Source organism: Streptomyces sp. NBC_00576 (assembly GCF_036345175.1).
Lineage (GTDB): Bacteria > Actinomycetota > Actinomycetes > Streptomycetales > Streptomycetaceae > Streptomyces.
The window spans coordinates 9,053,128-9,076,298 of the sequence record NZ_CP107780.1; the positions used below are offsets into that span (position 1 = coordinate 9,053,128).

Genomic DNA, 23,171 nt, shown 5'->3' on the forward strand with positions numbered 1-23,171 from the left:
CGGGAGAGCCAGGAGAACAAGGAGACAAAGACTCCGAATACGTGTACGCATCCCTCAGGCCGGCTTCGCTATCACGACGAACTGGTTCTCCGCCCCGCGCAGACACCGCAGCAGCCCCCGGAAGGAACCGACCGCCTCCCACAGCGCGAAGAACGGCATCAGGGCGACCACCGCGACCGGCTCCCACCACAGACGACGACCGTTGGCCGACACCGAAGCGTTGATCTTGAGGCCCTCCCAGTACATCCAGACCGCGTAGCCCATGGTCACCGCCCACAGGGGCAGGATCCACGGCGTGACCGGCGACGTGTTGAGGTCGCCGAGCAGCGCGCCCACCGCCAGGACGACGCCCACGTGCTGGAAGGGACCCATGACCCAGGTCGTCACGCTGTACATGAGCAGCGCCCTGGAGCGCCGCGGCAGACTGCGGTTGAAGGCCAGCCCCACCAGACCCCAGGACCAGCGCTCCCGCTGCTTGAGGAAGTCCCGCATGGTCGCCGGGGACGCGCCGTAACTGCGGCCCGAGAACCAGTCGCTGCGGCCCTTGTAGCGGCTCGCGAAGACCAGAGCCAGATGAGCGTCCTCACAGATGGAGTCCGGGCCGAAGTCCCAGCCGATCGTCGCCTCGATGGACGCACGCAGCAACAGCAGCTCGCCATGCAGTCCGGCCAGCGGAGTACCCCCACCGGTGAGAACCGCGAAACGGGCGATGTCGTCGGCAGGACGGATCGCGTCGGCCAGCCAGGTCAGACGATTGACCGCGTTCTCGCGCGGATACGTCAGCATGCCCTGCGCCAGGTGCTTGCCCTCGGGACCGGCCCGGCGCTGGGCGTTGATGAAGCGCGCCACCTGTTCGGCCGTGTCGGGACCGACGCCGGTGTCGTCGTCCATGTGCAACACCCACACGTCGTCAAGGGCCTCACCCTCGGCGATGCGCAACTCATGGGCGTAATGGTTGGCGCGGGCCTTGAACCGGGTGCCGTTGGGAGTGCGGTAGGCCTTCGGCACGGCGACCACACGAATCAGAGGGCTGCGGGCAGCCAACGCGTCGATGCGGCCGGCGGCCTCGCAGCCCTCCTCCGTCAACACGTCGATACGCAGGGCGGGGAACCAGCGCGGCAGGAACGCGCAGTACGACAGCACCGACCGCTCCAACGCCGGGTAGGTGTCGTCGCGGCCGATGGTCGGAACGAGCACGACGAGCCGGTCGTGCAGCGCCGGGGCGGCCTCGATCCAGCCCCGCTGTCGCACGATACGACGGCGCGTCAGCACAGCGCCGGTGACCCCGACGAGCGAACTGACGACGGGCAGCGTCCACAGGACGGTGACCACCCAACCCATCAGCGTCACCCTGGGGGAGTACAGCGTGGAGGAGAAGGCGTAGGCGAGGCCCGCGGTGACCAGGAACGGCAGGAAGCCCGGCTTCCAGACCGCCTGACGCTTCACCATCCGCGCAGTGCGACGGGACGGGAAGACATCGACGCCGTCTGCGGAGGTGGTCATGATCACCCACTTGTATACATAAAGACCGACTCATCACCAAGGGCCGGAAAGCCCTTGAAGCACTAAGCGGAACCATGCATGCCGATTGTAGATTTTGTGAAGATGATTCCCGTCACAGGGCGGCACGCCCGAAACCGGCCCCGCAGCAGGTCCCGCGTCCGCCGGCTCGATGGTCAGCGGCCTCCGTCAACACCGGTAGGCTCTTCACATGTCCGAACCGACCGGTGCCGCCCGCAGGCGCGGGCCCTTCAAGGTCGGGGACCAGGTTCAGCTGACCGACCCCAAGGGCCGCCACTACACGTTCACGCTCGAAGCTGGAAAGAACTTTCACACCCACAAAGGTTCCTTCCCGCACGACGAGCTGATCGGCGCACCCGAGGGCAGCGTTGTCCGCACCACCGGAAACGTCGCCTACCTCGCGCTGCGCCCCCTGCTCCCCGACTACGTCCTGTCCATGCCCCGCGGCGCCGCCGTGGTCTACCCCAAGGACGCGGGGCAGATCCTCGCCTTCGCCGACATCTTCCCCGGCGCCCGCGTCGTGGAAGCCGGCGTGGGCTCCGGCTCGCTCAGCAGCTTCCTGCTGCGCGCCATCGGCGACCAGGGCATGCTGCACTCCTACGAGCGCCGCGAGGACTTCGCCGAGATCGCCCAGGCGAACGTGGAGCGCTACTTCGGCGGCCCCCACCCCGCCTGGCAGCTCACCGTCGGCGACCTCCAGGACAACCTGAGCGACACCGAGGTCGACCGCGTCGTCCTCGACATGCTCGCCCCCTGGGAATGCCTGGAAGCCGTCTCCAAGGCGCTCGTCCCCGGCGGCATCGTCTGCTGCTACGTCGCGACCACCACCCAGCTCGCCCGGACCGTCGAGTCCATCCGCGAGATCGGCTGCTTCAACGAGCCGTCCGCCTGGGAGTCGATGGTCCGCAACTGGCACATCGAGGGCCTCGCCGTCCGCCCCGACCACCGCATGATCGGCCACACCGGCTTCCTGCTCACCGCCCGCCGCCTCGCCGACGGCGTCGAGCCGCCCATGCGCCGCCGCCGCCCCTCCAAGGGCTCCTACGGCGAGGACTACACCGGCCCCAACGCCGACGGCGGCAACGGCCGCTGACCGCATCAACGCACCGGCACCGTGGCCGAGTTCCCGCAGCACACCGGGAACTCGGCCACAACTCTTTCCCGTTGACGCCCCAACGGCACCAGTGCTGACACCAAGCACCGCATGCCCCGCCGTTCCCCCGCACTGTGACGTGTGGCACTATGCGGGACACCCCACCGGCACAGCCCTCCACGGGAGACACTCCGAGTGCAGCAATCCGCCGTCCCGGAACTCGCACACACGCACACCCGCCCCATCCACTGGCTCGCCACGGCCACCGCCCTCGCCGGCGTCGTCGCCCTCTCCTCAACCCTCCAGCCAGACTCCGCCACCGCGGCCCAGGCGGCCGGCCCCGCGGGAAGACCCGCCGCGGCCGCAGCACCCCCCGACCCCACCGGATTCGCCTTCCCCCTCCAGTGCGGCCCGCTCCCGGTCCTCGTACAGAACAAGGCCACCGGTGACCTCGACGGCGACGGCAGGCCCGAAACGGTCGCCTCCGTACGCTGCGACGCCGGCTCCGGCACCCCGCCCAACGGCGTGTACGTCCTCACCCAGGCCGCCGACGCCGAGCAGCCGCGCATCGTCGCGACCCTCGTTGACCCCAAGGACCGTTTCAGCGTCACCGACCTCACCGTCAGCGACGGTGCCGTCACGGCCACGCTCCTCGGCTATTCGTCCCTCGACGTCCCCAGATGCTGCCCCGACGTCGACGAGCGGGCCAAGTGGCAGTGGAAGAACGGCGCGTTCCTCCGCTCGACACCCGCCGGCGCGCGCAGCGTGTGACACGCGACGAGTGATCGACATGCGGCCGCGGAAAATCCGCACGGCCAACGCCCTGTGAGAAACCAGACAACTGCAGGAGCGCGAATCAGCCAGAGGTGGCGCGGAGTGGTCGGACGATCACGCCGCGTCCGGGCCGAAAACCTCGACCCTGTCCGAAACTCGACGTACGTGAATACAGTCGCCCGGACATTCCTTCGCGGAGTCGACCACATCCGTCAGCAACGGCAGCGGAACGGGCGTCGTCGCCCCCGGGGCCTGCAACAACTCGTCCCCCGGACTCTTCACATAGGCCAACCCGTCGATGTCCAGCTCGAAGACCTCAGGCGCGTACTGGACACAGATTCCGTCCCCTGTGCACAGGTCCTGATCGATCCAGACCTCCAACGCCTCACCGCCGGCCACGGCCTCCTCCTGCATGGTCATATCTCCTGCCGTTTCTGTCCCGAGCAAGACAATCCGACGGCAAGTCGGCCCAGCTCTGACGGGTGTTGAACACTTCGACCCTACCTCCGGCCGCTTCCCAATCATGTTCTGTGGGTATTCCCCTGGCGTGAGGGAGAGCGCAAGGGTGAAGATCGGACACACCCCGACAGTCTTTGTGATCTAGGGGTTTCAATCGACACCCACCCAGGTAGGGTCTGGAAGCGTCCAGCTCCCCTTGGAGGAGGTGAGGACCGTGGCAGCCCACGACGACGACATGAACCGCGGCATCCGCCCGGGACGAGGGTCCGACGACCCGTCCGGGCAGATTGCCTACCTTGAGCAGGAGATCGCCGTCCTGCGGCGCAAGCTCGCCGACTCTCCGCGACACACGAGGATTCTCGAAGAGCGGATCGTCGAACTGCAGACCAACCTGGCCGGCGTGTCCGCACAGAACGAGCGGCTCGCCAACACACTCCGAGAGGCCCGCGACCAGATCGTGGCCCTCAAGGAGGAAGTCGACCGGCTGGCACAGCCCCCGGCCGGCTTCGGTGTCTTCCTGGTCGCCAATGAGGACGGCACGGCCGACATCTTCACCGGAGGCCGCAAACTCCGCGTGAACGTCAGCCCCAGCGTCGAGCTCGAAGAGCTACGACGCGGCCAGGAAGTGATGCTCAACGAAGCTCTCAACGTGGTCGAGGCCATGGACTACGAGAGCGTCGGCGACATCGTCACCCTCAAGGAGATCCTTGAGGACGGAGAGCGCGCCCTGGTACAGGGGCACACCGACGAGGAACGGGTGGTACGGCTCGCCGAGCCGCTCCTGGACGTCGTCATCCGCCCAGGCGACGCCCTCCTGCTCGAACCCCGCTCCGGATACGTCTACGAGGTCGTACCGAAGAGCGAGGTCGAGGAACTGGTCCTCGAAGAAGTACCCGACATCGGCTACGAGCAGATCGGCGGCCTGGGCAACCAGATCGAGATGATCCGCGACGCGGTCGAACTCCCGTACCTCCATCCCGACCTCTTCAAGGAGCACGAACTCAGGCCACCCAAGGGCGTCCTGCTGTACGGGCCCCCCGGATGCGGAAAGACACTCATCGCCAAGGCCGTCGCCAACTCGCTGGCCAAAAAGGTCGCCGAAGTCACCGGCCAGGCCCAGGGCAAGAGCTTCTTCCTCAACATCAAGGGCCCCGAACTCCTCAACAAGTACGTCGGCGAGACCGAGCGGCAGATCCGCCTCGTCTTCCAGCGTGCAAGGGAGAAGGCCAGCGAAGGAACCCCCGTCATCGTCTTCTTCGACGAGATGGAATCCCTCTTCCGCACCCGCGGATCCGGCGTCAGCTCGGACGTGGAGAACACCATCGTCCCCCAGCTCCTCGCCGAGATCGACGGCGTGGAAGGCCTGCAGAACGTGGTCGTCATCGGCGCCTCCAACCGCGAGGACATGATCGACCCCGCCATCCTGCGCCCTGGCCGCCTCGACGTGAAGATCAAAATCGAACGTCCGGACGCCGAATCCGCCAAGGACATCTTCCAGAAGTACCTCACCGACCGCCTCCCGCTGCACCCCGAAGACGTGGGGGAGCACGGTGGCGACAAGGTGGCCACGGTCCAGAGCATGATCCAGACAGCCGTGGAACACATGTACACGGAATCCGAGGAGAACCGCTTCCTGGAAGTCACCTACGCCAACGGTGACAAAGAAGTCCTCTACTTCAAGGACTTCAACTCCGGCGCCATGATCGAGAACATCGTGGGCCGGGCCAAGAAGATGGCGATCAAGGACTTCCTCGACCACAAGCAGAAGGGCATCCGCGTCTCCCACCTCCTCCAGGCTTGCGTGGACGAGTTCAAGGAGAACGAGGACCTCCCCAACACCACCAACCCCGACGACTGGGCCCGGATCTCCGGAAAGAAGGGCGAACGGATCGTCTACATCCGTACGCTCATCACCGGAAAGCAGGGCGCGGACACCGGACGCTCCATCGACACGGTGGCCAACACCGGTCAGTACCTGTAAAAAACGGGGTGGCTGCGGGTGCCCTCACCGGGCACCCGCAGCCAACTGTTTTTCAGGCCACAGCCGGAGCGAGGCAATGACGCAAATGATCTCCCCACCAGCGCAAAGGCGTTCTAGGCTCTTTCGTACCGCCGAGTCGCGCAGTGCGGGGACGGGCACCGCACACGCACCGGAGCACCACCGGTACTTGAGCGGCGTCCCCGACCGAGGACACCGCCGGGCAAGGAGGGCCGCATGACCGTACGGCGAGTAATGGGCATCGAGACGGAGTACGGGATCTCCGTCCCCGGCCACCCGAACGCCAATGCCATGCTCACCTCGTCCCAGATCGTCAACGCCTACGCGGCGGCGATGCACAGGGCCCGCAGGGCCCGCTGGGACTTCGAGGAGGAGAACCCGCTGCGCGACGCGCGAGGCTTCGACCTCGCCCGAGAAGTCGCCGACTCCAGCCAGCTCACCGACGAGGACATCGGCCTCGCCAACGTCATCCTCACCAACGGCGCGCGGCTGTACGTCGACCACGCACACCCCGAATACAGCGCCCCCGAGGTCACCAACCCCCGCGACGCCGTCCTCTGGGACAAGGCCGGCGAACGCATCATGGCCGAAGCCGCCGAACGCGCCGCCCAGCTCCCCGGCGCCCAGCCGATCCACCTCTACAAGAACAACACCGACAACAAGGGCGCCTCCTACGGCACGCACGAGAACTACCTGATGAAGCGGGAAACCCCCTTCTCGGACATCGTGCGCCACCTCACGCCCTTCTTCGTCTCCCGCCAGGTCGTCACCGGCGCCGGCCGCGTCGGCATCGGCCAGGACGGCCACGAACACGGCTTCCAGCTCAGCCAGCGCGCGGACTACTTCGAGGTCGAGGTGGGCCTGGAGACCACCCTCAAGCGCCCGATCATCAACACCCGGGACGAGCCCCACGCGGACGCGGAGAAGTACCGCCGCCTCCACGTGATCATCGGTGACGCGAATCTGTCGGAGATCTCGACCTACCTGAAGCTGGGAACGACGGCACTGGTCCTGTCGATGATCGAGGACGGCTTCATCGCGGTCGACCTGGCTGTCGACCAGCCCGTACGCACCCTCCACCAGGTCTCCCACGACCCGACGCTCAAGCGCCTGGTCACCCTACGCAGCGGACGCACACTGACCGCCGTACAACTTCAGATGGAGTACTTCGAACTCTCGCGCAAGTACGTGGAGGAGCGGTACGGGGCCGACGCCGACGACCAGACCAAGGACGTCCTGGCCCGCTGGGAAGACACCCTGAACCGCCTGGAGAACGACCCCATGAGCCTCGCCGGCGAGCTCGACTGGGTCGCCAAGCGAGAACTCATGGAGGGCTACCGGCGCCGCGACGACCTCGACTGGGACGCCGCGCGGCTGCACCTGGTCGACCTCCAGTACGCGGACGTAAGGGCCGAGAAGGGCCTCTACAACCGCCTCGTGGCCCGTGGCCGCATCAAGCGGCTGCTGGACGAGGGCGAGGTCGAGAGGGCCCGTACGAAGCCTCCGGAGGACACACGCGCCTATTTCCGCGGACGCTGCCTGGAGCAGTACGCGGACGACGTCGCCGCGGCCTCCTGGGACTCCGTGATCTTCGATCTGCCGGGCCGGGACTCGCTACAGCGCGTCCCAACCCTGGAGCCGCTTCGCGGAACGCGTAATCACGTGAAAGAGCTCCTGGACCGCTGCCGCACGGCAGAAGACCTGGTCAGGGTCCTGTCGGGCCACTGAGCGGGCCTTTGGGGCGCGGCGGCCGGGCAGGGTGGAAAGTGTGGCGTCCGGGAATCATCGAGGTGGTTCCCGGACGTTGTAGCAACTGCGGGGCCAATGTCGGACCCTGCTTGTAGGGTCTGATCAAGAACGTCGAACCGAGCGGGGTGAGGGTTATGGCGACCAAGGACACCGGCGGCGGACAGCAGAAGGCGACGCGCAGCACCGAGGAGGTCGAGGAGGCACCTGAGGCACAGGTATCCGAAGACCTCAAGGAGCGCCAGGAGAAGCTGAGCGACGACGTGGACTCCGTCCTCGATGAAATCGATGACGTACTAGAGGAGAACGCCGAGGATTTCGTGAGGTCCTTCGTGCAAAAAGGTGGACAGTAAAGGGTACTAGGTCAATAGGCCTTCGAAATGAAGGTTGCGGGGGATGGCTGACGACACGCCTGATAAGCGGTGCGCGGGCTGCGAGAGGGGCTTGCCTGTTACCGCTTTCGCGCGGGACAAGAATCGACGCGATGGCCTTCAGGTGCGGTGTCGGGAGTGCGTGGCGCAGTACAGCGCCGAGCACTACCGGCGCCGCCGAGAGGCCGTGGGGAAGTCTGTGCGGGAAAGAGTGGACGTCCCGCCTGGGCACAAGCTCTGCCGAACGTGCGGCGAGATCAAGCCGCACAGTGAGTGGCACCGCAACGTGACTGCCTCGGACGGCTTGTCCACACGCTGCAAGGCGTGCCGGGCGACCCGGGGGCGAGAAGACCACCTGATGCGCCAGTACGGCCTCACTGAAGCTGAGCGTGACGAGCTGATCGTCTCGCAAGGTGGCGTCTGCTGCATATGTTTGTCTGCTCCGCCCGCACATGTGGATCACTGTCACGAGACGGGTAGGGTCCGAGGCGTACTGTGCTTCAGCTGCAACGCAGCGCTGGGGCAGTTCAAGGATCGGCCCGACGTCATAAGGCGGGCTGCGACATACGTGGAAGGAAACGCGTGGAAGCCAACACTCGTAGCACCGGGCGTCTACCGGCTGCCTTCCTGACGCCCGGGTCGTCGTCCTTCATGGACTTCCTGTCCGATCATCAGCCGGAGATGCTCCCGGGCAGGCGGCAGTTGCCGCCCACCCAGGGTGCGATCGAGGCGCCCCACGGCACGACCATCGTGGCCGTCACCTTCCCGGGTGGTGTCGTCCTCGCCGGTGACCGGCGGGCGACCATGGGGAACGTCATCGCGCAGCGGGACATCGAGAAGGTGTTCCCGGCGGACGAGTACTCGGCGGTCGGGATCGCCGGCACCGCCGGTCTGGCCGTCGAGATGGTCAAGCTGTTCCAGCTGGAGTTGGAGCACTTCGAGAAGGTGGAGGGTGCGCAGCTCTCGCTCGAGGGCAAGGCGAACCGGCTGTCCACCATGATTCGTTCGAACCTCGGTATGGCGATGCAGGGTCTTGCCGTGGTGCCGCTGTTCGCCGGGTTCGATGTGGACCGGGGGAAGGGGCGCATCTTCTCGTACGACGTGACGGGTGGGCGTTCCGAGGAGCACGGTTACGCGGCGACGGGGTCGGGGTCGATCTTCGCCCGCGGTGCGATGAAGAAGCTGTACCACCGTGATCTGAGTGAGGCGGATGCGACGACGCTGGTCATTCAGGCGTTGTACGACGCGGCGGACGACGATTCGGCGACCGGTGGTCCTGATGTCGCGCGTCGGATCTACCCGATTGTCACCGTGATCACTGAGGACGGTTTCCGCAGGCTGACGGACGAGGAGGGCGCCGAGATCGCCCGTTCGATTCTGGAGCGGCGTCTGGAGCAGCCCGACGGTCCGCGGGCCGAGCTGCTCTGAGCGTGGGCTCTCGGAAGCTGTAGTGCCTCTCCTCAGGTCTTCTCCTCGTTCAGGTGGTTCAGTGATTTCGACAGAAAGGGACGGTTAATCCGGTGTCGACGCCGTTCTATGTCTCACCCCAGCAGGCGATGGCCGACCGGGCGGAGTATGCCCGTAAGGGCATTGCCCGTGGTCGCAGCCTGGTTGTGCTGCAGTATGCCGATGGCATCGTGTTCGTCGGCGAGAACCCGTCCCGTGCGCTGCACAAGTTCAGCGAGATCTATGACCGGATCGGCTTCGCGGCCGCCGGTAAGTACAACGAGTACGAGAACCTGCGGATCGGTGGTGTGCGGTATGCCGATATGCGTGGGTACACGTACGACCGTGCCGATGTGACGGCTCGTGGTCTGGCGAATGTGTACGCGCAGACGCTGGGCACGATCTTCTCTTCGGCGGCGGAGAAGCCGTACGAGGTGGAGTTGGTGGTGGCCGAGGTGGGGGAGACCTCAGACGGTGACCAGATCTACCGGCTTCCGCACGACGGGTCGATCGTCGATGAGCATGGCTCGGTCGCGGTCGGTGGTAATGCCGAGCAGATCAGTACTTATCTGGATCAGCGTCATCAGGACGGCATGTCGTTGGCCGAGGCGTTGAAGCTGGCGGTTCAGGCGCTGTCGCGCGATACGAACGGTACCGAGCGGGAGATTCCGGCGGAGCGGCTGGAGGTGGCGGTGCTGGACCGTACGCGTCCGCAGAAGCGGAAGTTCAAGCGGATCGTCGGTCGTCAGCTGGGGCGGTTGCTGGAGGCCGGCGGTGCGACTACCGAGGCGGAGAGCGCCGACGAGGAGGAGTAGTCGTCTGGCGGGCGGTTCTGTTCCGCCCTCATGTATTTGTGTTTTTCGCACCCCGGTCGCTTCTTGCGGCCGGGGTGCGGGCGTTGGTGGGGTCAGAGGTGGCTTCTGGGGGGTGCTGTGGAGCCTCGTACGACGAGTTGGACGGGGATGTCGCCCTGGGTGGGGGTGCGGCCGTCGAGGACGGCGAGGAGGGCTTGCATGCCGCGTTCGCCGAAGAGTTCGGCGTCGAGGCGGACTGTGGTGAGTTCGGGGTCGATGGCGGTGGCGAGGGCGAGGTCGTCGAGGCCGGTGACGGAGAGGTCGTCGGGGATGCGCAGGCCGAGGCGGCGGATGGCCTTGTAGGCGCCGGTGGCGAGTTGGTCGTCGTCGCAGACGAGGGCGGTGGGGTGGGGGCCGGGGCCGGTGAGGGCGGCTGTGGTGGCCTGTTGGGCGCCTTCGATGGAGATGGGGGCGTGGATGGTGCGTACGTCGGTGCCGGGGACGGTGGCGAGGCGTGTGGCGAGTTCGTGGGCGCGTACGGCGAAGGTCCAGGAGGGGATGTCGGCGGCGAGGTGGAGGAAGTGACGGTGGCCGAGGGCGAGGAGGTGGTCGGCGACCTGGCGTACGCCGTCGGCGATGTCGAGGTTGACGGTGGCGGCGCCGAGGCTGCCGTGGGGGTCGCTGTCGAGCATGACGAGGGGGAGCTGGTCGCCGCGGATGGTGGTGAGGGCGTCGGCGGCCATGGAGGAGGCGAGGACGCCGTCGAGGGCGGCCCGGGCGGAGTGGAAGGGGTCGCGGGCGGGGCCGATGCCTTCGGGGGAGGGGTAGAGGACGACGCCGAAGCCGTGTTCGGCGGCGATGCGGGCGGCTCCGGTGTAGACGCCGGCGAAGAACTCGGTGGTGAGGGCGGGGACGACGAGGAGGACGGTGCGGGTGTGGCCGAGGCGTAGGTTGCGGGCGGCGAGGTTGGGGCGGTAGCCGAGGTCGCGGGCGGCGGTGCGTACGCGTTCGGCGGTGGTCTCGGAGACGCGGCCGCGCCATTTGTCGCCGAGGACGAGGGAGACGGCGGCCTGAGAGACGCCTGCGGCCCGGGCGACGTCGCGGCTGGTGGGTCGGGTGCTGCCTCGTGCCACCGTGGGCCTGCTCCTTCGGGTGAATGTGTGGACGTGTGGACGTGCGGACTGGGCACATGGTACGTATGACGGGCGACGTTATACGTAACACTTCCGGCGTCGCCGTCGACGGGAAGGGCTGGTCATGGCGGCGGGTTACCTGGAGATCCTCAGGTCACGGCATGCGGTGCGGTTGCTCGTGGGCACCCTGGTGGGCCGGTTGCCGAACGCGACGGCGGCGATCGCGATCGTGCTGTTCGTCCGGGCCGAGGGCGGCACCTACAGCCTGGCCGGCGGGCTCGCGGCGGTGTACGGGGTGGCGAACGCCGTGGGGCAGCCGCTGCTGGGGCGGCTGGTCGACCTGTACGGGCAGCCGAGGGTCCAGTTGTCGGCCGCGCTCGTATCGGCGTTCGGTATGGCGGCGTTCGCGTTCGCGGGCACCGATCCGCTGCCGCTCGCGTATGCCGCCGTGGCGGTTGCCGGGCTTTTCACGCCTCCCTTGGAGGGCGGTCTGCGGGCGCTGTGGCCCTCGGTCCTCCGTAAGGAGGAGCAGGTGCACACGGCGTACGCGATGGACGCGGTGGCGCAGGAAGTCATGTTCACCGTGGGGCCGTTGCTGGTGACCCTGTGCGCGTCGCTGTGGTCGGCGCAGGCCGCCTTGCTCGTGCTGAACGTGATCGGGGTGCTGGGGGCCCTGTCCGTGGTGCTGTCGCCGCCCTCGCGGGCGTGGCGTTCGGCGCCGCGTGAGGCGCACTGGCTGGGGGCACTGCGGTCGCCGGGGCTGCTGGTGATGCTGGGGGCGTTTCTCTTCGTGGGGATCGCGCTTGGGTCGATCACGGTCGCTTCGGTGTCGTACGCGGACGATCACGGTGGTGACACGGTGTACGGCTGGCTGATGGCGGCCGTGGGGCTGGGCGCGTTGCTGGGCGGGACGGTGTACGGGTCGCGGCAGTGGAGTGGGCCGGCGGAGCGGCGACTGACGGTGCTGGTGGGGCTGCTGGCGGTGTGTTATCTGCCGTTGACGCTGATGCCGGGTGCGGTGGCGATGACGTTGCTGATGGTGCTTGCCGGCGTGTTCCTGGCGCCGGCTCTCGCCTGTGTGTTCGTGCTGGTGGACCGGCATGCTCCGCGGGGGACGGTCACCGAGGCTTTCTCCTGGCTTGTGACGACGTTCACGGTGGGCGCGTCGCTGGGCACGGGGCTCACGGGACCGGTCGTCGAGTGGGGCGGAACGGTGTGGGGGTTTGTCGTGCCGGGTGGTGCGGGGGCCGTGTCGTTGCTGGTTCTGCTGGTCACCGGGCGGGTGCTCGCCGTGCCCGCGGGGGGTGCGGTGGTTGCGGTCTCATCGGAAAATGATCCAAACCGTGCTGCCGGAACCCGTTTCAGCACAGGGGATCGGGCGTAATGTTCAGTCATGGACCGCCGCATTTTCGGGCTGGAGAACGAGTACGGCGTCACGTGTACGTTCAGGGGACAGCGGCGTCTGTCTCCCGACGAGGTGGCTCGGTACCTCTTCCGCCGTGTCGTGTCATGGGGCCGTAGCAGCAATGTCTTTCTGCGAAACGGCGCACGCCTCTATCTTGACGTGGGATCACATCCGGAATACGCGACACCGGAATGTGACAACGTGACGGAACTCGTCACCCACGACAAGGCCGGCGAGCGCATTCTCGAAGGACTCCTGGTGGACGCCGAACGACGCCTGCACGAGGAAGGAATCGCGGGCGACGTCTACCTCTTCAAGAACAACACGGACTCGGCGGGCAACTCTTACGGTTGCCACGAGAACTATCTGGTGGCCCGGCACGGGGAGTTCTCCCGGCTCGCGGACATCCTCATTCCGTTCCTCGTCACCCGCCAGCTTCTGTGCGGTGCGGGCAAGGTGCTGCAGACGCCGCGCGGTGCCGTGTACTGCGTGAGTCAGCGGGCGGAGCACATCTGGGAGGGCGTCTCCTCGGCGACCACCCGGTCCCGGCCGATCATCAACACGCGTGACGAACCGCACGCGGACGCAGAGCGCTATCGCCGACTGCATGTCATCGTCGGCGACTCGAACATGTCCGAGACCACGATGCTCCTCAAGGTCGGTGCCACCGACCTCGTGCTGCGCATGATCGAGGCGGGCACGGTGATGCGGGACCTGACCCTGGAGAACCCGATCCGGGCGATCCGCGAGGTCAGCCATGACATCACGGGCCGTCGCAAGGTGCGGCTGGCCAGCGGCCGGGAGGCCTCGGCGCTGGATGTGCAGCGCGAGTACTACGAGAAGGCCGTGGACTTCGTCGAGCGGCGGGGTATCCGCACGGGCACGGTCGAGCAGGTGCTGGAGCTGTGGGGCCGGGTGCTGGACTCCATCGAGGCCGAGGATCTGGACCGGATCGGTACCGAGATCGACTGGGTGATGAAGTACCAGCTCATCGAGCGGTACCGGGCCAAGCACAATATGACGATGTCGCATCCGCGCGTCGCTCAGATAGACCTCGCCTATCACGACATCCACCGCAGGCGGGGTCTTTACTACCTGCTGGAGAGGAAGAACCAAGCCGCCCGGATCTGCAACGACTTGAAGATCTTCGAGGGCAAGTCGGTTCCGCCGCAGACCACTCGGGCGCGGTTGCGCGGTGACTTCATCCGGCGGGCGCAGGAGCAGCGCCGTGATTTCACGGTCGACTGGGTGCATCTGAAGCTCAACGACCAGGCACAGCGCACGGTGTTGTGCAAGGACCCGTTCCGCAGCGTCGACGAGCGGGTGGAGAAGCTGATCGCCGGTATGTGAGATTTGCGGCCGGTGTGTTTCCGGAACGCAACGCGGGCGCCGTACGTTTCTCGTACGGCGCCCTTCTCACGCCGTAGAGTTGCGCGCACGCCAGCAACACAAGATCGACACCGATACGAGGCTTTCACCGTGCGCCGACGCTCAGTTCTCCTTGCCGTACCTGCCGGACTTGTCACGCTCGCCGGATGCGGTGACGAAGAGTCCGACAAGAGCAAGGCCAGTGACAGCAGCCCGTCTCCCTCGGCGTCGGGTCCGTCCGCGGCGCCGGCGCCGAAGATCGTCGACGGTCCGCTGCCGGCGATCACCGCGGGGGTGAAGTTCGGCGAGAAGCCGACCGTGGCGAAGGCGAGCGGTGACCCGTCGAAGGATCTCGCGGTGAAGACGCTCATCGCGGGCAACGGCAAGACGGTCGTGGAGAACGACTACGTCGTGGCGAACTACCTGGGGCAGGTCTGGGATTCGGCGAAGGTCTTCGACAACTCGTACGACCGGGGGACCGCGCTTGTCATCCAGCTGGCGCAGGGCAAGATCATCGACGGCTGGCGGTATGCGCTGACGGGCAAGAAGGCCGGCAGCCGTGTGGAGATGGCCGTTCCGCCGACGTGGGGCTATGGCACGCAGGGCAATGCGCAGGCGGGTATCAAGGGCACCGACACGCTGATCTTCGTCGTGGATGTCCAGGACACGTTCAACGCGAAGAGTTCGGCGAAGGGCAAGGCCGTCGCCCAGGACGACGCCGGTCTGCCGAAGGTCGGTACGAACACGGACGGCGCGGCCCCCTCGATCGAGGTCCCGAAGTCCGCCGCGCCCACGAAGCTGGTGGCCAACTACGTCATCGAGGGCGACGGCGAGGTGGTCAAGGAGACCGAGTCGGTCCTCGTGCAGTACAAGGGCGTGCTGTGGGACACGGGCAAGGAGTTCGACTCGTCGTACAAGAGCGGGCAGTTGGTCTCGTTCGGGCTGTCGCAGGTAGTCAAGGGCTGGGCGCAGGGGCTGACGGGCAAGAAGGTCGGCAGCCGCGTGATGATCGCGATTCCGCCGGCTCTGGGCTACGGCGACAACCCGCCGCAGGGCAGCGGTATCGAGAAGGACTCCGTGCTGGTGTTCTCCGTGGACATCCTCGCGAAGATGTGACCCCTTGTGTGACCTCTTCGCGGAGGTCGGCCTGGCGCGGGCATCACCGCGCCGGGGATGAAAGACTGTCAGTGTTGCCTTTGTTCATTCACCAGCAGGAGCCAGAGACGTGAGCATCGAGAAGCCCGAGATCGACTTCCCCGGCGGCGAGCCCCCGGCGGACCTCCAGATCAAGGACATCTGGGAGGGCGACGGAGCCGAAGCGAAGGCGGGTCAGAACGTCACCGTCCACTACGTGGGAGTTTCCTTCAGCACGGGCGAGGAGTTCGACGCCAGCTGGAACCGGGGCAACCCGTTCAAGTTCCCGCTGGGCGGGGGCCGGGTCATCAAGGGCTGGGACCTCGGTGTGCAGGGCATGAAGGTCGGCGGCCGGCGTGAGCTGACCATCCCGGCCCACCTCGCCTACGGCAACCAGAGCCCCACGCCGGCGATCAAGCCGGGCGAGACGCTGATCTTCGTGGTGGACCTGATCGCGGTCTGACCGTCCGGTCCGATCGTCGTACGACAGTCGAATGGGATCGGGATCAGGTCGGATCGTCGTACGAGGTAGGTGCGGGGTCTGACCGTAGTCGATCATCCGGGGTCCATGCCTGTCCGGGCATGGGCCCTCGGCTTTTGCCGCGCCACTTCGGGGCGGTACGGTCATCCGTCGTAAGCACCATAGGGAAGGCGAAGGGCGTCGATGGCCATTGCCAAGGCAGAGCGGCTGATGAATCTGGCGCTGTGTCTGCTCGGGACGCGCAGGCCGCTGAGCAAGCGCGAGCTGCGTGACTCCATCGAGGCCTATCTCGAAGCGGGCAGCGACGATTCCTTCAACCGGATGTTCGAGCGGGACAAGGACGATCTGCGCGAGCTCGGACTGGTCATCGAGACGGTGGAGAACCTCGACGGTGAGGTCGGCTACCGTGCCGGCCGTGACAGCAACCGGCTGCCGGCCATCACCCTCGACGCCGAGGAGGCCGCCGCCCTGGGCCTGGCCGCGAAGGTCTGGCAGCAGGCCCGCCTCGCCGGCGCGGCCAGCGGCGCCCTGCAGAAGCTGCGCGCGGCCGGACTGCCCGAGGATGTCGACCCCTACGAGGCCCATGGTGCCCTGGAGCCGCGGATCCCGGTGCACGAGGCGGCCTTCGAGCCGCTGATGCTGGCCTGCCGTGACCGCCGACCGGTTGTCTTCGACTACCGCAAGGCCACCGCCGTCCGTCCGGAGCCCCGTCAGGTGGAGCCGTGGGCGCTCGAATGCTGGCGCGGTCACTGGTATCTGGCGGGCTGGGACCGCGACCGGGGTGCCGAACGTGTGTTCCGCCTCTCGCGGATCACCGGCAAGGTGCGCAGCCGGAGCGCGAAGTTCACCGCCGAGGTGCCCGATGTGGTCACGGTCCGCGAGACTGTGGCCAGTTGGGCGGGGGAGAGCGCCGACCGTTCCGCGCTGATCCGGCTGCGGACGGGCGCCGGCTACCCCCTTCGGGCGAAGGCGTCGGCGGTGCGGGAACTCAGCGACGGCTGGGACGAGTTGGAGATTCCGTACGGGCACGGGCTGGACGCCTGGCTGGTGGAGTTCGGGCCGGATGTGGTGGTCCTGGAGCCGGCCGAGCTGCGTTCCGACGTGGTGGACCGGCTGCGTGCCGTGGCCAAAGGCTGAGGGGAAGCACAAGCAAGTGGCAGGCAAACCGGCCAGGCCCGTGAACGCCATCGACCAGACGCGGCGAATGCTGTCCCTGGTGACGTATCTGCGCGAGCGGCCCGGCGCACGCGTCGGTGATGTCGCCCGCGCGTTCGGGATCACCGAGGACGAGCTGGTCTCGGACCTGGACGTGCTGCCCATGTGCGGCACCAGCTTCCGCGGTGGCGATCTGCTCGACATCGACACCGACGGCGAGCGGATCTGGTGGCACAACCCCGCCGCCCTCGGAGAGGAGGCCGCCGAACCGCTCAGGCTGGCCGCCGACGAGGCGACCGCGCTGCTGGTCGCCGCCCGCGCGGTGTCCACCCTGCCCGGGCTGCGCGAGGGCGACCGGCAGGCGCTGCTGCGGGCCACCGCCAAGGTGGAGACGGCGGCCGGCGAGGCCGCCGGGGCCAGCGCGCGGCTGTCGGTGACCTTCGAGTCGGAGGGCGGGGTGTTCGCGGACGTCGACCGGGCGATCTCCGAGCGCCGCCGCCTGTGGATCCGCTACTACTCGCCCGCGCGCGACGAGCTCACCGAACGGGAGATCGACCCGATCCGCCTGGTCAGTGTCGGGCACACCTACGTGGAGGCCTGGTGCCGGCGCTCCGAGGCGCGGCGCACCTTCCGCCTCGACCGGGTCGCCGAGATCAGGATCCTGGACGAGTCGGCCGCCCCGCCCGAGATAGAGCTGCGGGACCTGTCGGAGGGACTGGTGCAGCCCGCCGCCGAGGACCCCGAGGTGGTCGTCGAGGTCGGCCCGGGCGGACGCTGGGTCGCCGAGTACTACCCGCACGACAGCGCGGATGAGCTTCCCGACGGCGGGCTGCGTATCACCTTGCGCACCCCCGATCCGGCGTCGCTGCGGCGCCTGGCGCTGCGGCTCGGCCGCGACGGGCGCATCGTCTCGCCGCAGGACCTCGCGGACAGTGCCCGCCAGGCCGCCCAGGAGGCGCTGGCGGCGTACGACGCCCCGCCTGCCGCCCACGGGACGCAGTCGGCGGGTTCCGGGGCGCACGCGGTTCAGGACGGGCTGTACGACAGACGGGAGCAGGAGCGTTGAGCGAGTCTGCGATGTCAGGTGTGCGGGACATGACCGTGGCGGCCGCCTTCGCGGGCATGAGAAGGGTGGCCCCTGTCATGTTCCGAGCAGCCTGCCCGGACTGCCGCGGCAACTTCGAGCTCACCGCGAGCTCCCTGCGCCTGGCGATCGGCGCCTCCAGCCGCACCACCTTCTACTCCTTCACCTGCCCCGACTGCGACGTGACCGTTCGCAAACCCGCCGGTGAGCGCGTCGTCGAGCTGCTCACCGGGGGCGGGGTCAGGACGCTGCGGCTGGCCGGACCGTCGTGAGGGGCGCGCCGCGGGATGTGCGGTTTCTCTGCCGCGGGGTGGGGTTTTCGCCCCCGCCGCCCCTACCCGTCCCATCCTGTTCCTGGGGGCTGCGCCCCCAGACCCCCCTCCGGCCCTGAACGGGCCTTGTCCTCAAACGCCGGACGGGCTGAAGGACCGGACGGGCTGGAAGGGGTCGGCCGGTGACGGGCTAGGCTCGGCGGCATGTTCTGGCCGATGTTCGCGATCGCTGTGGGGTTCCTGGGGCTCGCCGTTCTCGGGGTGCTCGCCGTCCGGGTCTTCCTGGAGGCGCAGCGCCTGGGAAGGCAGGTCACGGACTCGGCGCGGCGTATCAACCGGGCCGCCGAGGACCTGGAACGGGCCGCCGCGCACACAGCACGCTCTGTCGATGCGCTGTGAGTGCCCGGCGGCTCTTCTGTGAGTCCATGGGTTGATGTGTTTTGGGCGACTTCGCCCTGTCACCTTGTCGGTGTCGGCAGGTACGCTGCTGATCGCGGCCGGAAAACGAGGCCCGGACCGCAAACCGGGAGTACGCACAGGGATTGCCTCAGGTTTACCCCCGAGCGTTACGATCGCTGTGAACACGACGGTCGGACACCTGTCCGAACGATCGGACAGCACCCCCACCCAGCCGCCTCGGTGAGAAGGTAAAGACTTATGTTCGGAAGGCTCGGAGCTCCCGAGATTATTCTCATCCTCGTCGTCATCATCCTGTTGTTCGGCGCGAAGAAGCTTCCGGACATGGCGCGCTCGCTCGGCAAGTCCGCGCGCATCCTGAAGAGCGAGGCCAAGGCGATGAAGTCGGAGGGCCAGGAAACCGCCCCCGCCGGTCCGCCGCACACCGACGAGCAGCCCCCGGCACAGCGCACCATCCAGGCCGCCCCCGGTGACGTGACGAGCTCACGCCCGGTCACCGAGCCGACGGACACGACCAAGCGCTGACGCTGACGCAAGGCCGGATACCTCCGGCCTGCCGCACGAGATGAGGACGTGGGTTGCTCAAGTCCGCCCGCAACAAGGAGGAGAAGGAGAGGGATCCCGAGGGGCGGATGCCCCTCGTCGAGCATCTCCGTGAACTCCGCAACCGGGTCGCGAAGGCCTTGCTGGCCATCGTGATCGTCACGGTCGTGGCCGCCTTCTTCTACAACGACATCATCAACCTCTTCACGAAGCCGGTGCTCGACTCGGTCGGATGCCCGTCGTCCTTCTCAGAGCTGGCGAAGCAGCAGACCCAGGGGGACAACCCCTGCGCGCAGATCACGATCAACGGCCTGCTCGCGCCCTTCACGCTCGCGCTGAAGGTGTCGCTCATGGCCGGTGTCGTGCTCGCCTCGCCGATCTGGCTCTACCAGCTCTGGGCGTTCGTCGCCCCGGGTCTGCACAAGAGCGAGAAGAAGTACGCGTACGCGTTCGTCGCATCCGGTGTCCCGCTGTTCCTCGGCGGTGCCTACTTCGCCTACCGGGTCCTCCCCACCACCGCGAAGGTCCTGATGGAGTTCACGCCGTTCGGCGTGGACAACCTGCTCCCGCTGGACGACCTGCTCGACCTCGTCACGCGCATGGTGCTGGTCTTCGGTCTCTCCTTCGAGCTGCCACTGCTGCTGATCATGCTCAACCTCACCGGGATTCTCACCGGTAAGCGCATGGCCGGCTGGTGGCGCGCCATGATCATGGGCATCACGGTCTTCGCGGCGGTCGCGACGCCCAGTACGGACCCGCTGACCATGCTGGCGCTCGCCGGACCGATCTGGGTCCTGTACTTCGGCGCGGTGGCGTTCTCGCTGGTGAACGACCGGCGCAAGCGTCGGCGCGACGAGGCGGGACCGGGTGACGACGAGGCCTCCGACCTGGACCTCACCCCGGAGGACATCGGCGAGATCGAGACCGTCTCCGCCAGCCGGGCCCTGCCCGAACAGGCGGGCACGGACCGGGTCAACGGCTACGACGACGTGACCTGAGGCTCCTTCTCACCACCCCGACGCGGAAGCGGCCGGGGCGCCTGCCCGGCGCCCCGGCCGCTTCCTGTTGCCTGAGCTGCGTGGATCCCGGGTTTCACAGGCATCGATCCGGATAATGATCGTCCTGTTGTCAGTGGGGGCCGGTAGTCTCGAAAGCACGATGACAGAGGACCTCTCACCGGCCGAGCGGTATGCGGCAGCACGCAAGCGCGCTGTCGAGCAGGCCACCGCACTCGCGTCCTTCCGCGAGATGTACGACTTCGGCCTCGACCCCTTCCAGATCGAGGCCTGCCAGGCGCTCGAAGCGGGGAAGGGCGTGCTGGTGGCCGCCCCCACCGGTTCGGGCAAGACGATCGTCGGCGAGTTCGCCGTCCACCTCGCCCTCCAGCAGGGCAAGAAGTGCTTCTACACGACGCCCATCAAGGCCCTGTCGAACCAGAAGTACTCGGACCTGTGCCGTCGTTACGGCGCGGACAAGGTCGGTCTGCTCACCGGCGACAACAGCGTCAACTCCGATGCCCCGGTGGTCGTGATGACCACCGAGGTGCTGCGGAACATGCTGTACGCGGGCTCGCAGACCCTTCTCGGCCTCGGCTATGTGGTGATGGACGAGGTGCACTACCTCTCCGACCGCTTCCGCGGCGCCGTGTGGGAGGAAGTGATCATCCACCTCCCCGAGTCGGTCACCCTTGTCTCGCTGTCGGCGACCGTGTCCAACGCCGAGGAGTTCGGCGACTGGCTCGACACCGTGCGCGGCGACACCCAGGTGATCGTCTCCGAGCACCGGCCCGTGCCCCTGTTCCAGCACGTGCTCGCCGGACGCCGGATGTACGACCTCTTCGAGGAGGGGGAGGGCAGCAGGAAGGCCGTCAACCCCGACCTCACCCGGCTCGCGCGGATGGAGGCCCAACGGCCCTCCTTCCAGGACCGCAAACGCGGGCGCGCCATGCGTGAGGCCGACCGTGAGCGGGAGCGCAGATCGCGCTCACGCGTGTGGACGCCGGGACGCCCCGAAGTCATCGAACGGCTCGACTCCGAGGGCCTGTTGCCCGCCATCACGTTCATCTTCAGCCGCGCGGCCTGCGAAGCCGCCGTACAGCAGTGCCTGTACGCGGGACTGCGGCTGAACGACGACGCGGCGCGGGAACGGGTGCGGGCCATCGTCGAGTCGCGCACCGCGTCCATCCCCACCGAGGACCTGCACGTCCTGGGGTACTACGAATGGCTGGAAGGCCTGGAGCGAGGCATCGCCGCCCACCACGCGGGCATGCTGCCCACGTTCAAGGAGGTCGTCGAGGAACTCTTCGTACAAGGCCTCGTGAAGGCCGTCTTCGCCACCGAGACCCTCGCGCTCGGCATCAACATGCCCGCCCGCTCGGTCGTGCTGGAGAAGCTCGTCAAGTGGAACGGCGAACAGCACGCCGACATCACCCCCGGCGAGTACACCCAGCTGACCGGCCGCGCCGGCCGTCGAGGCATCGACGTCGAGGGTCACGCTGTCGTGCTGTGGCAGCGCGGTATGAGCCCCGACCACCTGGCGGGACTGGCGGGCACGCGCACGTACCCGCTGCGCTCCAGCTTCAAGCCGTCGTACAACATGGCGGTCAACCTGGTGGAACAGTTCGGCCGGCACCGCTCGCGCGAACTGCTGGAAACCTCGTTCGCGCAGTTCCAGGCCGACAAGTCGGTCGTCGGGATCTCCCGGCAGGTGCAGCGCAACGAGGAGGGACTGGACGGCTACAAGGAGTCCATGACCTGCCATCTGGGCGACTTCGAGGAGTACGCGCAGCTGCGCCGCGAACTCAAGGACCGCGAGACCGACCTGGCCAGGCAGGGCGCCGCCCAGCGGCGTGCCGAGGCCGCCGTCGCGCTGGAGAAGCTCAAGCCCGGTGACATCATCCACGTCCCCACGGGCAAGTACGCGGGCCTCGCGCTCGTCCTGGACCCGGGGCTGCCCGCCGGCCGGTCCAACGGCCATCGCGGCTTCGAGCAGCACGACGGCCCACGCCCGCTGGTGCTGACGGCCGAACGGCAGGTGAAGCGGCTGGCGTCCATGGACTTCCCGGTGCCCGTCGAGGCGTTGGAGCGGATGAGGGTCCCCAAGTCCTTCAACCCGCGTTCACCGCAGTCCCGTCGCGACCTCGCGTCCGCGCTGCGCACCAAGGCCGGGCACATCCCGCCCGAGCGGGCCCGCAAGCAGCGGTCCCAGGCGGCCGACGACCGAGAGATCGCCCGGCTGCGCACCGAGATCCGCGCCCACGCCTGCCACGGCTGCAACGACCGTGAGGACCACGCCCGTTGGGCGGAGCGCTACTACCGGCTGCTGCGCGACACCTCGCAGCTGGAACGGCGCATCGAGGGCCGCACGAACACCATCGCCCGTACGTTCGACCGCATCGTCGCCCTGCTCACCGAGCTGGACTATCTGCGCGCCGACGAGGTGACCGAGCACGGCAAGCGGCTCGCCCGGCTCTACGGCGAGCTGGATCTGCTGACGAGTGAATGCCTGCGCGCGGGCGTGTGGAACGGGCTGTCGCCCGCCGAACTCGCCGCGTGCGTCTCGGCATTGGTGTACGAGTCCCGGGCAGCCGACGACGCCATGGCGCCGAAGGTGCCGTCCGGCAAGGCCAAGGCCGCGCTCGGCGAGATGGTCCGTATCTGGGGCCGGCTCGACGCGCTGGAGGAAGAGTTCCGGATCACCCAGAGCGAGGGCGTCGGCCAGCGCGAACCCGACCTCGGCTTCGCCTGGGCGGCCTACGAGTGGGCGTCCGGCAAGGGCCTCGACGAGGTGCTCCGCGAGGCGGAGATGCCGGCCGGCGACTTCGTGCGGTGGTGCAAGCAGGTCATCGACGTCCTCGGACAGATCTCGGCCGCGGCGCCGGTCTCCGGCGGCGAGTCGTCGACGGTCGCGAAGAACGCGCGCAAGGCCGTGGAGGGGCTGTTGCGGGGGGTTGTGGCCTACTCGTCGGTCGGCTGAG

The 23,171-nt window shown here is 67.7% G+C and carries 22 protein-coding genes; 19 read left to right on the top strand and 3 right to left on the bottom strand.

The annotated features are described in order from the left end of the window. Positions 1 to 54: 54 nt before the first annotated feature. Complete coding sequence (locus tag OG734_RS39460) at positions 55 to 1,503, bottom strand: glycosyltransferase family 2 protein (RefSeq protein ID WP_330292207.1); 1,449 nt, start codon at positions 1,501 to 1,503, stop codon at positions 55 to 57. A gap of 208 nt (positions 1,504 to 1,711) precedes the next feature. Here OG734_RS39460 and OG734_RS39465 point away from each other — a divergent pair, with 208 nt between their 5' ends. Further along, positions 1,712 to 2,614, top strand: coding sequence for a tRNA (adenine-N1)-methyltransferase (locus OG734_RS39465; RefSeq protein WP_307631263.1), 903 nt, complete (start codon positions 1,712 to 1,714; stop codon positions 2,612 to 2,614). 195 nt (positions 2,615 to 2,809) lie between these two features. Next, positions 2,810 to 3,385, top strand: coding sequence for a hypothetical protein (locus OG734_RS39470; protein ID WP_330292208.1), 576 nt, complete (start codon positions 2,810 to 2,812; stop codon positions 3,383 to 3,385). A 117-nt stretch (positions 3,386 to 3,502) separates the two neighbouring features. On the opposite strand, the gene OG734_RS39475 is transcribed toward OG734_RS39470, so the two are convergent. Further along, positions 3,503 to 3,808 carry a ferredoxin gene (locus OG734_RS39475; RefSeq protein ID WP_330292209.1) on the bottom strand — a complete coding sequence of 102 codons (306 nt, stop codon included), beginning with the start codon at positions 3,806 to 3,808 and terminating at the stop codon, positions 3,503 to 3,505. A 253-nt stretch (positions 3,809 to 4,061) separates the two neighbouring features. Between OG734_RS39475 and arc the strand changes: the two genes are divergently transcribed. The 6 genes from arc to prcA all read left to right on the top strand — a co-directional run bounded on the left by arc (position 4,062) and on the right by prcA (position 10,224). Further along, positions 4,062 to 5,828: a proteasome ATPase gene (gene arc / locus OG734_RS39480; protein WP_330292210.1), complete on the top strand. Its 1,767-nt coding sequence runs from the start codon at positions 4,062 to 4,064 to the stop codon at positions 5,826 to 5,828. A gap of 234 nt (positions 5,829 to 6,062) precedes the next feature. After that, positions 6,063 to 7,574: a depupylase/deamidase Dop gene (dop, locus tag OG734_RS39485; protein ID WP_443065000.1), complete on the top strand. Its 1,512-nt coding sequence runs from the start codon at positions 6,063 to 6,065 to the stop codon at positions 7,572 to 7,574. Between the two features lie 155 nt (positions 7,575 to 7,729). Continuing rightward, entirely contained in the window at positions 7,730 to 7,945 is a 216-nt protein-coding gene (locus tag OG734_RS39490; RefSeq protein WP_161064777.1) for a ubiquitin-like protein Pup, read from the top strand. A gap of 43 nt (positions 7,946 to 7,988) precedes the next feature. Beyond that, a complete protein-coding gene (locus tag OG734_RS39495; RefSeq protein ID WP_330292211.1) occupies positions 7,989 to 8,594 on the top strand; it encodes an endonuclease VII domain-containing protein in 606 nt (201 codons plus the stop codon). Further along, positions 8,546 to 9,391 carry a proteasome subunit beta gene (prcB, locus tag OG734_RS39500; protein WP_330292212.1) on the top strand — a complete coding sequence of 282 codons (846 nt, stop codon included), beginning with the start codon at positions 8,546 to 8,548 and terminating at the stop codon, positions 9,389 to 9,391. Before OG734_RS39495 ends, prcB begins: the two co-directional genes overlap by 49 nt. A gap of 92 nt (positions 9,392 to 9,483) precedes the next feature. Continuing rightward, positions 9,484 to 10,224, top strand: coding sequence for a proteasome subunit alpha (gene prcA, locus OG734_RS39505; RefSeq protein WP_330292213.1), 741 nt, complete (start codon positions 9,484 to 9,486; stop codon positions 10,222 to 10,224). Positions 10,225 to 10,316: 92 nt separating this feature from the next. Here the strand turns inward: prcA and OG734_RS39510 are convergent, their stop codons facing one another. Beyond that, complete coding sequence (locus OG734_RS39510; protein WP_330292214.1) at positions 10,317 to 11,336, bottom strand: LacI family DNA-binding transcriptional regulator; 1,020 nt, start codon at positions 11,334 to 11,336, stop codon at positions 10,317 to 10,319. Positions 11,337 to 11,460: 124 nt separating this feature from the next. Between OG734_RS39510 and OG734_RS39515 the strand changes: the two genes are divergently transcribed. From OG734_RS39515 to OG734_RS39565, 11 genes are all read left to right on the top strand, one after another. Then, complete coding sequence (locus OG734_RS39515; RefSeq protein WP_330292215.1) at positions 11,461 to 12,720, top strand: MFS transporter; 1,260 nt, start codon at positions 11,461 to 11,463, stop codon at positions 12,718 to 12,720. 9 nt (positions 12,721 to 12,729) lie between these two features. Continuing rightward, the gene (gene pafA, locus OG734_RS39520; protein ID WP_053744632.1) at positions 12,730 to 14,091 is read left to right on the top strand and encodes a Pup--protein ligase; all 1,362 of its coding nucleotides are present in this window, start codon (positions 12,730 to 12,732) and stop codon (positions 14,089 to 14,091) included. Between the two features lie 129 nt (positions 14,092 to 14,220). Then, positions 14,221 to 15,225 (top strand): FKBP-type peptidyl-prolyl cis-trans isomerase, encoded by a 1,005-nt coding sequence (locus tag OG734_RS39525; RefSeq protein ID WP_330292216.1) that lies wholly within the window; start codon positions 14,221 to 14,223, stop codon positions 15,223 to 15,225. A 109-nt stretch (positions 15,226 to 15,334) separates the two neighbouring features. After that, entirely contained in the window at positions 15,335 to 15,706 is a 372-nt protein-coding gene (locus tag OG734_RS39530) for an FKBP-type peptidyl-prolyl cis-trans isomerase (protein ID WP_330292217.1), read from the top strand. A 201-nt stretch (positions 15,707 to 15,907) separates the two neighbouring features. Next, positions 15,908 to 16,861, top strand: a complete 954-nt coding sequence (locus OG734_RS39535) for a helix-turn-helix transcriptional regulator (protein ID WP_330292218.1) — start codon at positions 15,908 to 15,910, stop codon at positions 16,859 to 16,861. Between the two features lie 16 nt (positions 16,862 to 16,877). Then, positions 16,878 to 17,945 carry a helix-turn-helix transcriptional regulator gene (locus OG734_RS39540; RefSeq protein ID WP_330292219.1) on the top strand — a complete coding sequence of 356 codons (1,068 nt, stop codon included), beginning with the start codon at positions 16,878 to 16,880 and terminating at the stop codon, positions 17,943 to 17,945. Next, positions 17,942 to 18,235, top strand: a complete 294-nt coding sequence (locus tag OG734_RS39545) for a hypothetical protein (protein WP_330292220.1) — start codon at positions 17,942 to 17,944, stop codon at positions 18,233 to 18,235. The genes OG734_RS39540 and OG734_RS39545 overlap by 4 nt, the downstream gene beginning before the upstream one ends. Before the next feature lie 204 nt (positions 18,236 to 18,439). Beyond that, positions 18,440 to 18,634, top strand: coding sequence for a hypothetical protein (locus OG734_RS39550; RefSeq protein WP_330292221.1), 195 nt, complete (start codon positions 18,440 to 18,442; stop codon positions 18,632 to 18,634). 258 nt (positions 18,635 to 18,892) lie between these two features. Continuing rightward, entirely contained in the window at positions 18,893 to 19,177 is a 285-nt protein-coding gene (gene tatA, locus OG734_RS39555; protein WP_330292222.1) for a Sec-independent protein translocase subunit TatA, read from the top strand. A 53-nt stretch (positions 19,178 to 19,230) separates the two neighbouring features. Next, complete coding sequence (tatC, locus tag OG734_RS39560) at positions 19,231 to 20,193, top strand: twin-arginine translocase subunit TatC (RefSeq protein WP_330292223.1); 963 nt, start codon at positions 19,231 to 19,233, stop codon at positions 20,191 to 20,193. Between the two features lie 115 nt (positions 20,194 to 20,308). Next, positions 20,309 to 23,170, top strand: coding sequence for a DEAD/DEAH box helicase (locus OG734_RS39565; protein WP_330292224.1), 2,862 nt, complete (start codon positions 20,309 to 20,311; stop codon positions 23,168 to 23,170). The last annotated feature ends 1 nt before the right edge of the window (position 23,171 follow it).

Bases quoted from the DNA above. Each gene is read 5' to 3' on its own strand.
- OG734_RS39490 (WP_161064777.1), top strand. From the start codon at position 7,730: ATGGCGACCAAGGACACCGGCGGCGGACAGCAGAAGGCGACGCGCAGC.
- OG734_RS39565 (WP_330292224.1), top strand. From the start codon at position 20,309: ATGATCGTCCTGTTGTCAGTGGGGGCCGGTAGTCTCGAAAGCACGATG.
- OG734_RS39465 (WP_307631263.1), top strand. From the start codon at position 1,712: ATGTCCGAACCGACCGGTGCCGCCCGCAGGCGCGGGCCCTTCAAGGTC.
- OG734_RS39515 (WP_330292215.1), top strand. From the start codon at position 11,461: ATGGCGGCGGGTTACCTGGAGATCCTCAGGTCACGGCATGCGGTGCGG.
- pafA (WP_053744632.1), top strand. From the start codon at position 12,730: ATGGACCGCCGCATTTTCGGGCTGGAGAACGAGTACGGCGTCACGTGT.
- dop (WP_443065000.1), top strand. From the start codon at position 6,063: ATGACCGTACGGCGAGTAATGGGCATCGAGACGGAGTACGGGATCTCC.
- OG734_RS39460 (WP_330292207.1), bottom strand. From the start codon at position 1,503: ATGACCACCTCCGCAGACGGCGTCGATGTCTTCCCGTCCCGTCGCACT.
- tatA (WP_330292222.1), top strand. From the start codon at position 18,893: ATGTTCGGAAGGCTCGGAGCTCCCGAGATTATTCTCATCCTCGTCGTC.
- OG734_RS39475 (WP_330292209.1), bottom strand. From the start codon at position 3,808: ATGACCATGCAGGAGGAGGCCGTGGCCGGCGGTGAGGCGTTGGAGGTC.
- OG734_RS39535 (WP_330292218.1), top strand. From the start codon at position 15,908: ATGGCCATTGCCAAGGCAGAGCGGCTGATGAATCTGGCGCTGTGTCTG.
- OG734_RS39550 (WP_330292221.1), top strand. From the start codon at position 18,440: ATGTTCTGGCCGATGTTCGCGATCGCTGTGGGGTTCCTGGGGCTCGCC.
- OG734_RS39495 (WP_330292211.1), top strand. From the start codon at position 7,989: ATGGCTGACGACACGCCTGATAAGCGGTGCGCGGGCTGCGAGAGGGGC.